This is a genomic window from Sporanaerobium hydrogeniformans, assembly GCF_002735925.1.
Lineage (GTDB): Bacteria > Bacillota > Clostridia > Lachnospirales > Cellulosilyticaceae > Sporanaerobium > Sporanaerobium hydrogeniformans.
On the sequence record NZ_PEDL01000031.1, the window covers coordinates 1 to 15,146 of the forward strand.

The window sequence follows — 15,146 nt, forward strand, 5'->3', positions numbered from 1 at the left end:
AAGGACTATGAAAAATTTAAACTTTCGTGACACAGTGCAGAGCAAGAAAGAAGGCTTTTCGCAGGTTTCCTCCACAGACTTTCGCAAAGTCTTGGTGAAGGCCTGTAGGCTGTCTTTAGGGACGTTATCGCAAGCGTTCTTCTTGCGATAGGTAGGACCGTTAGTCTACAGGACTGAGCCTAGAGTTTGCCAAGGCGAGGACCCAGAAACCGGAGAAAAGCCTTCTTTCTTGCGGCCGCGCCTACACCTCTTCTTTTTCTTGACTTTCAAATTCCTAAGAGCACCCCAACAAACTAAAATTTATATGTTTGCTCTAGTGCCAACAAACATTCTTTAATATCCAATCCTCCAGCATACCCTATCATCTTCCCATTTGAACCAATTACACGATGACAAGGTATAATGATTGCAATAGGATTTCTATTATTAGCCATCCCTACTGCCCTAGATGCCTTAGAATTTCCTACTGCTTCTGCTATTTGCTTATAACTCCTTGTTTCTCCATAAGGGATAGCAGATAATGCTTCCCACACCTGCCTTTGAAAGGGTGTCCCTATAGGTTTAAGCGGCAAATTAAACGTTTTAAGTTGTCCCTTAAAATACTGTTCTAATTCTAGTGCAGCCCTGTCATTGAGAGCACAAGGAGAGCTCTCCTCATATACTCCAAAAGATACTCTTTCAATAAATTCCCCATCACTTGTAATTGTTACCTTACCAATAATTGTATCATAAACAGATGTATACCTTTTCTGCATTACTTCCTACCCCTCCTCTTGTTTTTATATCTCCTAAACTTCCTACCTTTATTTTCTTAAGCTATTTAATTCTTTTCAGATTACCTAGTACACAATACTCTGTCTAGCCTTTCATATTCTACATTTAATATAGCATATTTCGTGTATAACTTCAGCGTTTACACCAGTTAAAAGATTAGGGATTATTTTTTATCTATAAACTAAGTAGTAGTTCACTTACTACTTCTTTTGATTTTAACTCCGTAGAGATCTCCTCATAATACCTTTCAAATATAGCATATATCAAATTCACAAAGGACATATCTTCACTCACTAGTAAATTAGCAGGCTTATCATTATCAAACACACACAAAATTTCATTTTTTTTACACCAGTAATGTATACTTTCCCCATTAGGTTCAACCTTCTCTATAGTTAAACAAACAGTGTAGTTGTCATATTGGTTTAAGAATGTAACTAAATCTATCATATGCCTTTTAAAGTGTTCTTTTGTTAATACTAAAGCTGGTTGAGATACCACATCATCTTTTCCATAATAAATGATATCCTTTTGAGAAAGATATCTTAAATAATCTAGTGAGTAAAAATGTACTAACTTATTATTAGCTAAACTTTTTATTACTCTTCTTTTTCTTTTTCTTTTTCTAAATATCTTAAGCTCTCGTTCAATTCTTTCTGATGAATACATAGAATGAGTTAATATTTCAATTAATAATTGCTCCTGCATTACTAAATAAATAGGTACCTGATTATAATAATATGCCTCACTAACTGTTGAAAATAAACTACGTTGCTTAGTATAAATATCAGATGCTATACTCCCTTCAAGAAAACGTCTATGCTCCAAATAACAAAATACAGGTGTACTCTCTACTTTTATATACTGAATAATATTGTTATAAGCTAATACAGATAGGGAATCTTGAAATACTGAAGTATAGCTACAGTAATTATTAATAGATTGATTAAAAAGACTAAAAACCAATTGCTGATTATGAATGTTATGGATAGCAAATAATCCTAATTTCTTTGATATAAAAGGACATACATATAATTTGCAGTTTTTATGTAGGATGAGGGTAAAAAAATGTAGAATACATTTCATATTCTCATAATCTGAGATAATTAAGTCCACTTTAAATCCTTTATCGAGTAATTCTACTAATTTCTTAATTACTAAACACCTAAATGATATTTCCTCCATATACATATCAAAGCTTCCAGAATATATGAAAATGATTTTCTTATGTTTTTTCTGACTCTCTGCTGTTTCTAAAAGCTCAAGTACACATTTCCTTGCATTCCCTATTCCATTATAGATACTTAACGGAATAATATGTCTTTCACTATGTGTTTCATATTTTTCTCTCGTTACTTCACTTGAAATGTTATCTATTATAAATTTTTTAAGGTATTTTTTTACTTGTTCTTGGGCTAAACATTCTTCCTTTAATTGATATCTTTTTATAAAAAATATTTCCAATCTATTGATACCTAATTCTTCATTTATAAATAAGAGATACTCTATTAATTCATTAAAATATTCATTATTAATATCTACTCTTCTTGAACCATTTTTCCACTTACTCACCAAAGACCGATCTATATTTAAGCTCTGTGCTAGTTTAGATGGAGAAACTTCAAGTAAATGCAGTATATAGGATATACCATATCGAACCATATAAAACCTCCCTTTACAAAAATAATGGGGCACTCTTTTCCAATGTAATAGAAATGTACATACTTAGGATCAAAACAGTCCCTAACTAAAGGCAATCGCTTTATATCTATAAATATACTCAAAAATTCCGGTAACGAAAATAGAGTCTATCATACAGTATGCTTCTACTGTTTTGATAGACTTTTTAAATAGCATATAGTTACTTTTTATCAACGTAATCTTATTAATATTTTTAATAACTTCATTCCTCATTATATAGTATAGCTGTAGCCGTAACATACTAAGGTATTTCCTTGTAGTTACTATACAGCTGATTATATTTCAAAGTCAAGAAAAGGGGTATGGAATTCTTAGTCTTAGCTTTTATTCTTTAATTAAGTGTTTGAAATAGAAAAGCATATTTTGTCACATTTTGTCTATCCTGTGACACTGGACAATTTATCTTAGACAATATTCTTTTTATTTAGAACTGTTATACTAACTTAATACCCATTATAAAAAGCATAAATTATTTTAGATAGTCCCTTTTTATTTAGAAAATTTATTTTCAATAATTTATGTAAATTTAATCAAAACTTTATAAAGGAGGTAGGTCATGCATAACTTACTAAAGAATATGAAAATCAAAAGAAAATTAATTATGGGTTTTAGCGTAGTTATACTCTTTCTATTTGCAATAATTATAATAGCTATTATGAACTTCCAAATGGCGGGTGCTAATCTTAACAAAATCTCAGATAACTGTATGGCAAATATTAATGCTTTTTGGACAGCTAGACGTGCCATGGTCGCAACCGAAAGGGAGCTCTTTAAAGCAGCATGTACAACTGATAAAGAGCTTACTTCAAAAAGAGTAGATTCTGCCGAAGCTGAACTAGCTGTACTTAAAGATGTTATGAGCATATTAGAGGAAAATTATCTAGGGGATGTTGCAGATATCGATAAGTTTAGAAATATTATGGCTTCAACTGTTCAAATTAAAGAGGAAATATATACCCTTATGAAAACAAATCATAATAAAGAAGCCATAAAAATGATAGAAGAACAGTATATGCCTATCTTTAAAGAAGCAGGTAATTTATTAGTAGACTTAGCTGATAATACACAAAAGCATGTCGATAAAATATCCGAAGATGCAGCTAGGCTAAATAATCTTTCCATCTTTTTTATGATTTTATTAGGAGTAATAAGTATTCTGTTCACAATCGCCATTTGCTTGATTATTACAAAAATGATTACTGAACCCTTAGAAAAAGTTGAAAATGCCATGTCTGCTCTATCTGTAGGGGATTTTGAGCATGCCACTATTGATTACACCTCACAAGATGAGTTTGGCCATCTTGCTGATAATATTAGAACTTGTATTTATCGTCTAGTAAATATTATAGAAGATATGATCTATAGCTTAGAGAATATTGGAAAAGGTGATTTTACCGTCACTAGTCAGGCAAAAGAGCTCTATATTGGTAAGTATCATAATTTATCTACTTCTATGGATACTATCATTAATGAGCTTTCTCATACTTTAAAACATATTGATGAAACTGCAGAACAAGTTTCTTGTGGTTCAACAGAAATTGCAACAGCCTCTCAAGCTCTCTCACAAGGGGCAACAGATCAAGCTAGCAATATCGAAGAGATAACTGCTACTGCAATAGACTTATCTGATCGTATTAATAAAAATGCTCAAAATTGCCAAAAAGCAAATACGGAAAACAGTAAATGCTATGATCAATTAATCATTTGTAATGATGAAATGAATGAACTTTTACTGGCAATGGACGAAATGAATGCTAGCTCTAACGAAATAGGCGAAATTATAAAACAAATTGAAGATATCGCAGCACAAACTAATCTATTATCTCTTAATGCTGCCATTGAGGCCGCTCATGCTGGTGATGCTGGCAAAGGCTTTGCAGTTGTAGCAGCTGAAATTCGTGAACTTGCAGCAAAATCTGCCGAAAGTGCTAAAAATACTGCTACATTAATTAAAAATTCTATGAATGCCGTATCAAATGGTACTCGAATAGCTGATAATACTGCAGATACACTTAAAAATATCTTAGAAGCCTCTCAAGAGATTTCAATTACTATCCATCAAATTGCTGAGGAATCAGAAAATCAAGCAACTTCTGTTTATCAAGTTACAAAAGCTATGAATCAAATTTCTTCCGTTGTACAAAACACCTCCGCAATTGCTCAAGAAACTGCAGCATCTAGTGAGGAATTAAGTAATCAATCACAAACTCTTAAAGAGTTAATTAATCAATTTCAACTTAAACAAGTCTAAACTTCCCATCCTCTTATTCTTTAATTATTTATAACAAATTAAGCAACTCATTTACTTCATGAGTTGGCTTAATTTGTTATAATTCCTCTTCTAAACATCACCTATCGTGGTTTGACTCATTATAAGCACAAGGTCTTTTCTCCTATAGACATTCATAAAAAGACCTAATAATGCCATGTCCACTATGAGTGCCGTCCCACCATAGGATACTAAGGGAAGTCCTACCCCAACAATAGGTGTATAACCTAAGTTCATAGCAATATTAAAGATAAACTGTAGTGCAAAAAGAGTAGAAATACTAAGAGTTAATAATCTTCCATAGCTTTCTTGTATTTTCATAGCTGCCCTAAAAAGCCTAATAATAACTAAGGCTATAACACTCATTAATACAATCCCCATTAGCCATCCCATACTTCCTACTATAAAAGTAAAGATCATATCTGTAGTAATTTCCCCAGCAGGTAAAGAGCCTTCTAACCCTTCTCCCCCTATCACCGATGCATTCTCTCTAATATTTTTTAAAACATGATACATATAACCATACCCTAAAGGATCCTCTTCAGGATTAAAAAAAGCTCGAAGGCGTTCAATGCGATACTCTATCCCATAAATCATCCTAAAAAAAGTTAAACCTACTACTGCTCCCAAAGTCCCATAAAGAGTAACTAATGCTTTTATTTTAGTTCCTTTATACTCTTTACCTATGATGTGAAATGTCAAACTAAGTGTAAATACTACGCCCAATAAAAGACCTGTCTTTATACTAGAAACAATCATCATAAGGCAAATAGGTATTCCTCCTAAAACTCCTAAAGTTAATACATTCTTAAGTTTAGGTGATGTCCACTTCCTTATAAATCCTATGTATCCAATTACTAAAAAGGGTATACTCAGCCTAATAGCCGAGAAGGTAAAGAATAATACTCGTAAGTATCGATTTACTCCATTTACACGCACCCCAAAAAGCAAATTATAAATCATTATGCCTATCCCTATTAAATAAAAGAGTATTGCATTATTTTCTAGTTTTTTATAATTACTAAAATAGCAACCCCAAAAACCGAGACTTCCTAATATAACAAAAATAAGTTGCTTTGAAAGATAGTAATTCCCATACCCTTCTGGATAGTGAGCTTTCATAACGCCTAACGCTAGAAGTCCTATGCTAATAAGAAGTGTAAATAAGACTATCAGTGACCATTCACATTTTGGCTTATGCATTTCATGAAGTCCCTTTCCGATAGGGGTTGCATCCCCCATTTGCTCTATAGCCTTCAAATAAGCTGCTTCTTTATCTAGTCCTTCTCTTTCATAATCTTCTCTTAATGATTCAATATGGTCTTCTAACTCTTTTACAACATAAGGATGTATTTTTTTATATTTAATGTGCTGTAAAATATCTCCTATGAATTCAGATACAGATTGGTTCAACACAAACACCTCCCCCTAATATTTTGCCTACACCTTTAGAATACGCTAACCACTCTAGTTTTTTCTCATCAAGAAGCTTGAGGCCTTTTTTAGTAATACGGTAATACTTGCGTTTCCGAGCCAGTTCTGTATCTTCCCAATAGGCTTCTATCATTCCATTGTTTTCAAGATTATGGAGGATAGGATAAAGCGTGCCTTCTTTTAAAGTAAACACATTATCCGAACGCCTCTCTAACTCCCTAGTCATTTCGTACCCATATTTATCTCCTTCCTTAAGAAGCTGTAAAACGAGTAGAGTAGTGGTCCCTTTTAGTAATTCCTTATTAATTGCCATACTATACCTCCTAATTCAATACATTGTATATCTAGGTATATAATACTGCTTTACTTTAACCCTGTCAACCTTGTTTAAAATCCTATCCCCTATCCAAAAAGCAATAGGTGATAGGATTCTATTTGTTATGTTTAAAAGTTATTTACGGATGTGTTTTCCTGAAAATAAATATAGTTTTGAAGTAACTTAGCAAACTCAGCTCTTGTCAGATTTTCCTTTGGAGCAAAAATAGACTGTCCTCTTCCTCTAATAATCCCTGCACACCAAAAAGCCCGTATTGCCTTCTCTTTATCTTTACTAATATCTGCTTTATCTTTAAATGGTAATTCATCCTCAGTAGCAAGTAGAGCTTGATTACTATAAAGCGTATAATCATACAGTAGCCCAACCATCTCTTCTCTTGTCATAAAACTTTCCTTTATTGGTAGTATACGTTCCTTCTCTTCTCCTAAAAATCTCTCTACACCTACCTTACCTAGTGTACTATCATATTGTTCTAAGCCTTCATACTTTATACTCACTATCTCATGTGATTTATACCCTTCCTCTTTGGGTATACCATATGTATTCAAACTATCTATTACATCCAATCCAACCTGCCGAGAAATTGGAGCATTTGGGTAAAAATATTCTTTATTGCCTTCCTTTAAAAAACCCTTTGTAATTACAAAATATATAGCTTCTTTCGCCCAATGTGACTCAATATCTTTAAAGTAAAACTGTTTATCTTCTTGAATAAGTGGGTCTTTGTTAGGTTTTGTTAACTCCTTTTGAGAAGGTGGCTCTTCCTTGGGTATGGATGGCTCTTCTTGAGAAGATGGCTCTTCCTTGGGTATCGTTGGTTCCTCTTGAGAAGATGGCTCTTCCTTGGGTATTGGTGGTTCCTCTTGGGAAGGTGGCTCTTCTTTGGGTATTGGTGGCTCCTCTTGAGAAGGTGGCTCTTCCTTAGGTGCTGTTGGCTCTTCTGTAGAACCTTTCTTTTCTTCAACTTTATAAATCCATTTTTCTATTACTTGCTTACCACTCTTTTCTTCCATACCCGTCACCTTAAGTGTAAAGATTCCAGCTTGTTTAACCTGAATTTGATTATTCTCTTTTAAAATAGCTAGTGCTGTATTAGGTGCATCTTCTTCCAATTCATAAACAATCTTTGTTTGTGGATTCTCGTGCAATGCACATCCATTAAGTTGTGGGATTACCTCACCCTGAAGATTATAGACTCCCCACTCTTTCCCCTCTAACCAGATCACATCTCTATTTAAGTGAAGCTTAGGCTTTTCACATAGACACTGTCCTTCTTGTGGTATGTCTGGTAAAATAACGTTAAAGATTTCTCCCTTTTCTACAGACTCCTCTCTTCCCTCTTGGTTAGCTATTAACTTTACCTTTACTTCTCCAGGCGTAGTCACTTTTAATTTATCTACTCCTTCAGACACTATGTAAGCATTTGCTGTATTCGCATAGTCTTTATCTATAACATAACTTATAACAAACTTATCCTCTAAATGGTAAGGACAATCATTTAAAGAGATCATGGCTTCTCCTAATAATGGTATTTCTACTGCCTCTCCATCCTTTCCTAACTCTATTTGTCCTCCCTCAAAGTTTATGGCTATTGTGCTGCATAAACACTTAGGGGGTTCACTTAACGTAACATGATAGCTTCTATCTTTATTTACTACTATCACATAAACATCTTCATGATCTTCTGAATTAACCTTTAGCTTATAATCTCCCTCTGGAAGCCATGGATAAAACCGTCCTAACTCATCTGTATAGACATATAAACTTTCACCTTCTCTAAGAGAATAATTGATACGTTTATTTTTAAATCTTGTTTCAATTATAAGTGGAAATGCTACTTTCTCATCTCTATAGACTACTGAGTCTTTATTAGGTGGATTAACAGACACACTTCCTCCCTGCAACGCAAAATCCTTAAAGGCTTTATTAAAAATGTTTTCCTTTCTTATAGCTCCTTGTTGCTGAGAACTCATCTTTATAGTGCCACCCTTTATATCAAAACAGCTATAGAATGAAATCATGCCTACTGCCGCCCCTCTTCCTGTTGCCTCTAGGGTAAGTTGTGCTTCTTCCTCAATAAATAGATTGGATAATATTCTACATCCAAAGCTGTTTTCATTAAGTCCCGTATCTAAATTAACAACACTTCCTCCACCTATACAGGGACCCATACTGGTACTTATGGCTTTTACCTTCGTTCTTTCCTTAAGCACTATTTGATTAGCTACACCATTATATCCCCCGCCTATAGCTGCTCCTGAACCATTCGTAACCGCTTCTACCTGTGTATCCCCTACTATTTTTATTTTTCCACTCGTCCCTGAACTTCCTCCACCTATAGCTGCCCCCATATGTGTGGCAGTTACTTTTACTTTTGCACTTTCTCCTATATAAATAGTACAAGCATTATTGTCGTTATGGCTGCCACCTCCTATACCTGCTCCTGTATAATGAGAGGTAATCCTAACTTCAGCATTCCCTTTAATAGTAATGTCCCCTCCAGCACCCCTGACTCCACCACCAATAGATGCACCTGCTACATTTTGTCCATTTCTGCTTATTCCACTTGTTATCTCTACAGAGGCATTATCTTCTATACACAGAAAACCTCCATACGCTCCGCCTAGTGTATTTAAGTTTTCTTTATCCATGCTTCCTCCGCCTCCAATACCTGCTCCTCTGCCCTCCTCAATAATCTCTAATCTTACTTCATCACCAATCACTATATACCCTGCAGCCTCTCCCCCCCTGCCGTCTTGATACATTGTTCCATTTCCTCCTATACCTGCCCCATAGTTCTTATTTATTATTTTAAGGCTACCACTCCCTCTTATTTTTAAAGCTGCTGTTTCCTTCATTTGCTCAGTTGTTTGACTTATTTCATGCTTACTATTTATTGTCCATTCCCCTTTTACTCGAATACCAGCCCATATACTATAGGCTGTATTGTTAACTATATTATTTTCTCCTCTCAACTCCAGCTCTACCTTTGCATCACCTTCTAACCGAATAGGATTGAATAAAGAAGTACCTGTTGGAGTAAGACTTACATTATCTAAAATAACAGTTGGACTACTATGTGTTTCTATGACTATATTGTAAGAAGAACTTGTCCCTGTCACATGATAGGTACGATTGTCACTAATTCTTAGGTTTCCAGTTGCTATATCGTGTTCAACATATTCTTCATTTGCCTTCATATAAGGCACACAAAAAAATAACTGGTTAATAATTAATACTATACTCAGTAAGTTAATCATTCGTTTTCTATACATACTATTCCTCCTCAATGCATATCCATTATTTTCCATTTATTATAGGATAACTTGCCTTCCTCTTAATAGCAATATTATTTTTCTAAATATTTTAAATATATTTTGCTTCCCCTCTTACCAATATATCTTCCTATTTTATTATACGTTTCCTTCTATGTAAGAGGGGTATAAATATCATCTTGAGAATGATACATTATACCATATTGCTTATTAGCTTGAAGATGCTGTATAAGATTTTCTTTCTGTATTTTTTTCAGCTCATTCACATTATCTGAGTGACTATTCATTACAAGATCTGCAAGACCTTTTATAGGTTTTTGAGATACAGGCATGGTACAGAATTCCTCTATAGAAGAGCGAAATAATCCCCCGTCCATGGCTTCTTTGTATTCTTCTAAGGTATAAGTCCCATCTCCATTTTTGGTATAAGTTATAGCTGCTGGAATAATACTTCCTCCTACACTCGCTAACACCTTATCATATAGGCGATAGTTTTCTGCATAAACGACTACTATAAGCTTTAGCTTATTCTTTTCTTCATATTCACCATAAATGTAAGGTGCAACAATCGTAAAGGAACCATCCTCCCTACTGTATTTTTCCATAGCCGCTTCATAAACTAGCTTAAGCTTAGGATGCTCCCCTTTATAAACAAAGTTAGGTAACCTTACTTCCTCTCTAGGCTTTAGCTTACTAAACCACTCCTGTGGAATCATTTCATTAGGGACATTATCTCTTTCCCCTAATAAATATTTACATAGCCTCATAAGAAGTTGACCACGTAAGCCTTCTATATTCCCTTTTTCAAACTCCGAAAGCATATAGTTTAAAGTATCTTCATTCATATGTTTAAGAAGCTCTTCATACTCTATTTCATGAGCAGCTATGTAATCTTGAGGGTTAGAAGATTCCAAAGGAGATGATAAAATAATTGCTAATTTATCTTCCAAAAACTGTACTGCTTCTTTAGAAAAGTTAGGTTGTTGAGGTTCAAGTGAAGTATGTGGTAAAGATTTAACTTCCTTATGGGCAAGTTCTTCAACCTCTTTATGACTTGGTACTTCAACTACCTTTTTAGAAATGGGATTAAAAACTAACCCTAGTAGGAGTAATATACTTACCCCTATCCCTACTATAACACTCCAAAAGGATGGCTTTTTGTAATAGAGTATATTCTTGATGCGAGAGAGGGTATCTCTCTCTCCAAACGCTAAGGGACTTAGTAATTTGCTTCGCTTTTTAGCAAGGGAAAACATCAATTCACAATAAGAAGTACGTAGCAACTTATCACACCCCTTAAGGGCAATCTCATCACAAGACATTTCCATATCTTTAAGCATCCATCTATAGCTTAGCCATACTAAAGGGTTAAACCAATGTAAAACTAAGGTAATAAAGGCCACTAGCTTTATCAAATAATCTCTTCGCTGAATATGTATTTGCTCGTGCTTTAAAATATAGAGTCGTTCTTGTTCTTGAAGCTCTGTAGGCAAATAGATTTGTGGCAATACTATACCCATCACAAAAGGTGTCGTAATCCTATCTGTTTCATAAATATTAGCTCTTATTAACGTAGCTAAAGCTAATTTTTTCTTTAATCGCCAATAGCTTAATATACTATAACCTATTAAACTTATAACACCTATCTCCCAAATTACCGCAAGTCTATCCATTATTTTTTTTTGTGTCACTAACTCCCTACTTGGTAAAATCGGAGTTTCTTTACTAAGTTCACTTTGTGTTTCCTCTAAAGGCTGTTTGAATTGTAGTTGCTCGAGAGTATCTTGCTTGACCTCTTGCGTTAAACCTATCGTTTGATTCCTTTCATTAAATGAATGACTCGCATATTCTTTGATAGGGAGCGGTAATAAACTTATTTTAGACTCTAACGCAAAAGGACAAAGCAAACGAAATGCTACTACACCCCATAGCACATAAGCCAAACTATAAGAAATCCTTTTCAAAAACCAACGCCCTAATACTACTACTAAAATCACATAACTCCCCGTAAAACTTAGCTTTAAAACCCCCATAAATAGAGCTGTCATTCGGTAGCCTCCCTTATGAGCCTTTCTATTTTTTCTGCTTCTTCCTTTGACAGCTTCCTATCCTTCAAAAAAGCAGCAATAAAGGAAGGCAAGGAATTATCAAAAGCCTTCTCTAATAACGCTTCACTCTCATAACGTTGTACCTTTTCACGTTTAACAAGAGTTGTCACTATAGCTTGCTCATTTTTCAAGAAATCACGGCTAGCAAGCTTACGAAGCATGGTGTAAGTCGTTGCCTTTTTCCATCCTAACCTCTCTAAACATACCTTGCAAAGCTCCGTGGAATTAATCGGTTCAAGCTCCCAAATAATACTTAAAAACTTATACTCCGCATCAAATAATTTAAAAATCTCCATTCACCCACCTCCTAGGTTTATTGTAATAAACCCTTTAGATTAAGTTTATTTCAATAAACCTACTTTGTCAACTGAATATTCTTTTTATTTCGTCTCCTTTTAATTACCTTATAAACTAGAAGTATATTTGTTTAAAGCAATTAATTATCCCATTATTTCCCTATTCAAATGGTAACAGGCATGCTATACTACTAATTAACTCGTTTTAGTTTATTTAGTAGGAAAGGATAACTACGAATGAAGAAATTAGTACTATTGTTAAGTCTCTGCTTTTTAGTAGGTTGTGCCTCTGATACAACTACTCCTAAGTCACCAGAAGAGAACACGACCACCTTAACCTCTCAAGATCAAAGTAAAAGTACCGTTACTCTCAACGATGTTTTTGTAGGTGATATTAACTTTGTCGCTCAACTTGATGCCATCTTTAACGAAATAGATGATTATATAGGCAAAACCATTCACATGGAAGGCTTAGTAACTACTGTTGCTGAAAATGATTTGGGTTACAAATATGCTATCACACGCTATTATGATCTTCCCGATGGAGATCATTTTCATACTATCTCTGTTGGCCTCAACTGTACCTACGATGGCTCATGGCCTAAAGAAGGCTCTTGGGCTCAGATAGAAGGTATCATCGAAACAATAGATATCGACGGGGAGGCCTATCCTATTGTCCGTGTTACTAAACTCACTCCTAAAGCAACCCCTGGACTTGAAAAAGTTTCTAGTTAATTACTATATGTATGAAAAACATTTAACACATTTCAGTTTGTTGGGGTGTTTTACACATAATACTACTAAAAGGAAAGGGATAGGGGGGTGTTCTCAGGGACCGCAAGTAAGGGAGCTCTTCTCCAGCTTCTCGGTCCTCGGATGGGTAAAATCTAAGTTCAGTCCAATAGGCTAACGGTCCTACCTATCACAAGAAAGGCACTTGTGATAGGTAGGACCGTTAGTCTACAGGACTGAACCTAGAGTTTGCCAAGGCGAGGACCCAGAAACCGGAGAAAAGCCTTCTTTCTTGCGGCCGCGCCTATACCTCTTCTTTTTCTTGACTTTCAAATTCCTAAGAGCACCCCAACAAACTGAAATTTATTATCTCCTGCCTAAATATAAAAAGATGCCCCAGTTGTCTCCTCTTAAATGAGAACAATCTAGGACATCTTTTTATATTTCCTATTTATGCATTAACTTCCTCTGTTTTACCAAATACTGCTTCAATGTGCGCTTTACTCATTTGTGTACTTACTAAGCTTACAAGAGGTACAACGATACAAGAGGCAATCATGGCTGCACTTGATACAACTGGCATATCGATACTCATCAGGCCTAATTTTTCAAAAATAAGATAGCCTACAATGATACCACCACCTGCTACAAAACCTGCCCAAGCACCTGCCTTAGTTGTTTTTTTCCACCATAAACCAAAGAGATAAGGTCCTAGGAACATTCCTGCAATAATTCCCCAAGATAAGGACATTAAGTAAACAATAGTATTATTCTGGAAGACTGCCATAACATATGAAAGTGCTACGAACAGGACACAAAAACCTCTCATTGTCAGCATCATCTTTTTTTCAGAAATTTGAGGTGCAATAAACCCTTTAATAAAGTCTATGGAGATTGTTGAACTTGAAATAAGTACAAGTGATGCTAAAGTGGACATGGATGCTGAAAGAATGAGTACAATGATAACACCCATTAACGCTGCTGGAAGTGCCTTTTCTAGCATAACTGGAATAATCATATCAGGATTACCTGCTGGTATAACAGCTTCTCCATTTTGGATAAAGAATAATCTTCCAAGACAACCTGAGAAATACGCACTTACTCCAATGACTAAAGCAAATACTGTAGAGATAATGGTTCCCTTTTTAATAGCTGCCTCATCTTTAATGGCATAATATTTATGAATCATTTGTGGCAAGCCCCATACACCAAAGCTTGTTAAAAACACAAGCCCAAACAAATTAAGAGCCTTTTCACTACTGCTAAATGGCATACTAAGTGTTGGGTCTAATTCTCCTAACCGACGAACTCCTTCTACAATACCACCTACAGCTGGATTTGTTACCACATAATAAACCATCAGCATAGAACCAACGAGCATAATAACCCCTTGAATAAGATCGTTAATAGCTGTTGCTACATAGCCTCCTAAGATAAGGTAAACAGCTGTTAAAAGTGCCATAAAGAAAATAGCAGCATTAAAACTAATACCAAAAGAGCTTTCAAAGATATATCCTAAACCTTTATAAACAGATGCAGTGTAAGGTACTAAAAATACAAAGATAATAATGGCTGACATAAATTTCATATTCTTACTTTGGTAACGCTTTTCAAAGAATTCAGGCATGGTACGGGCCTCTAATTTATGCGTCATCTCACGAGTTTTTTTAGCTAAAAGCTTCCAAGCCAAGAAGCACCCAAAGATAGCATTTCCTATACCAATCCATGTAGTAGATACTCCGTATTTCCAACCTAAGCCTCCTGCATAACCAATAAAAATAACTGCCGAAAAGTAAGAGGTTCCATATGCAAAAGCTGTAATCCACCCTCCCATATTTCTGCCACCTAAGAAAAAGTCGTTTGAGTTCTTAATTTTTGTTTTACTATACAGCCCTACACCAATCATAACTACAATAAATACTACTAGGAACAATACTTTCATTTTGCTTTCATCTCCCTCTCTGTTTACCTTTTAATAATTCGTTTTTGGACAAAATAAAAAACTCTCATCCTTCTATGTAAAGGACGAGAGCGCTCTCCCGTGGTACCACCTTTTTTCGCTATCTCCTCACGAAGATAACCTCTTCAAGTACGGCAAGGCTTAAACCTTACTTATACTCTAGCACGATAACGTGTGCAGCCCGTTTGTCTCTACTTGATAACCGTTTGAAACAACACTCCAAGATGTATTCAAATGAAAGCCTTTTATCCCTCGCACCA

The 15,146-nt window shown here is 34.9% G+C and carries 10 protein-coding genes and 1 other annotated feature (1 of these 11 running past the window's edge); of the genes, 2 read left to right on the forward strand and 8 right to left on the reverse strand.

Translation table 11 applies throughout. The features are described from left to right. Positions 1-293: 293 nt before the first annotated feature. Together CS063_RS16115 and CS063_RS16120 are read right to left on the reverse strand one after the other, a co-directional pair. Positions 294-755, reverse strand: a complete 462-nt coding sequence (locus CS063_RS16115) for a methylated-DNA--[protein]-cysteine S-methyltransferase (RefSeq protein ID WP_099450715.1) — start codon at positions 753-755, stop codon at positions 294-296. A gap of 193 nt (positions 756-948) precedes the next feature. Beyond that, complete coding sequence (locus tag CS063_RS16120; RefSeq protein ID WP_099450716.1) at positions 949-2,436, reverse strand: hypothetical protein; 1,488 nt, start codon at positions 2,434-2,436, stop codon at positions 949-951. Positions 2,437-3,031: 595 nt separating this feature from the next. Between CS063_RS16120 and CS063_RS16130 the strand changes: the two genes are divergently transcribed. Next, the gene (locus tag CS063_RS16130; RefSeq protein ID WP_099450718.1) at positions 3,032-4,726 is read left to right on the forward strand and encodes a methyl-accepting chemotaxis protein; all 1,695 of its coding nucleotides are present in this window, start codon (positions 3,032-3,034) and stop codon (positions 4,724-4,726) included. 90 nt (positions 4,727-4,816) lie between these two features. On the opposite strand, the gene CS063_RS16135 is transcribed toward CS063_RS16130, so the two are convergent. From CS063_RS16135 to CS063_RS16155, 5 genes are all read right to left on the reverse strand, one after another. Next, positions 4,817-6,157, reverse strand: coding sequence for an FtsW/RodA/SpoVE family cell cycle protein (locus CS063_RS16135; RefSeq protein ID WP_143452479.1), 1,341 nt, complete (start codon positions 6,155-6,157; stop codon positions 4,817-4,819). Further along, positions 6,138-6,491: a PadR family transcriptional regulator gene (locus CS063_RS16140; protein WP_099450720.1), complete on the reverse strand. Its 354-nt coding sequence runs from the start codon at positions 6,489-6,491 to the stop codon at positions 6,138-6,140. Before CS063_RS16140 ends, CS063_RS16135 begins: the two co-directional genes overlap by 20 nt. A 131-nt stretch (positions 6,492-6,622) precedes the next feature. After that, complete coding sequence (locus tag CS063_RS16145; protein ID WP_099450721.1) at positions 6,623-9,790, reverse strand: S-layer homology domain-containing protein; 3,168 nt, start codon at positions 9,788-9,790, stop codon at positions 6,623-6,625. Positions 9,791-9,942: 152 nt separating this feature from the next. After that, positions 9,943-11,838: a M56 family metallopeptidase gene (locus CS063_RS16150; RefSeq protein WP_099450722.1), complete on the reverse strand. Its 1,896-nt coding sequence runs from the start codon at positions 11,836-11,838 to the stop codon at positions 9,943-9,945. Continuing rightward, positions 11,835-12,194, reverse strand: coding sequence for a BlaI/MecI/CopY family transcriptional regulator (locus tag CS063_RS16155; protein ID WP_099450723.1), 360 nt, complete (start codon positions 12,192-12,194; stop codon positions 11,835-11,837). The genes CS063_RS16150 and CS063_RS16155 overlap by 4 nt, the downstream gene beginning before the upstream one ends. Before the next feature lie 255 nt (positions 12,195-12,449). On the opposite strand from CS063_RS16155, the gene CS063_RS16160 reads away from it, so the two are divergent. After that, complete coding sequence (locus CS063_RS16160) at positions 12,450-12,929, forward strand: TIGR03943 family putative permease subunit (RefSeq protein ID WP_143452480.1); 480 nt, start codon at positions 12,450-12,452, stop codon at positions 12,927-12,929. 448 nt (positions 12,930-13,377) lie between these two features. Here CS063_RS16160 and CS063_RS16165 read toward each other — a convergent pair whose 3' ends face one another. Further along, positions 13,378-14,868: a sodium/proline symporter gene (locus tag CS063_RS16165; protein ID WP_099450725.1), complete on the reverse strand. Its 1,491-nt coding sequence runs from the start codon at positions 14,866-14,868 to the stop codon at positions 13,378-13,380. Between the two features lie 76 nt (positions 14,869-14,944). Further along, positions 14,945-15,146: a binding site (T-box leader), on the reverse strand; it runs 57 nt beyond the window's last position.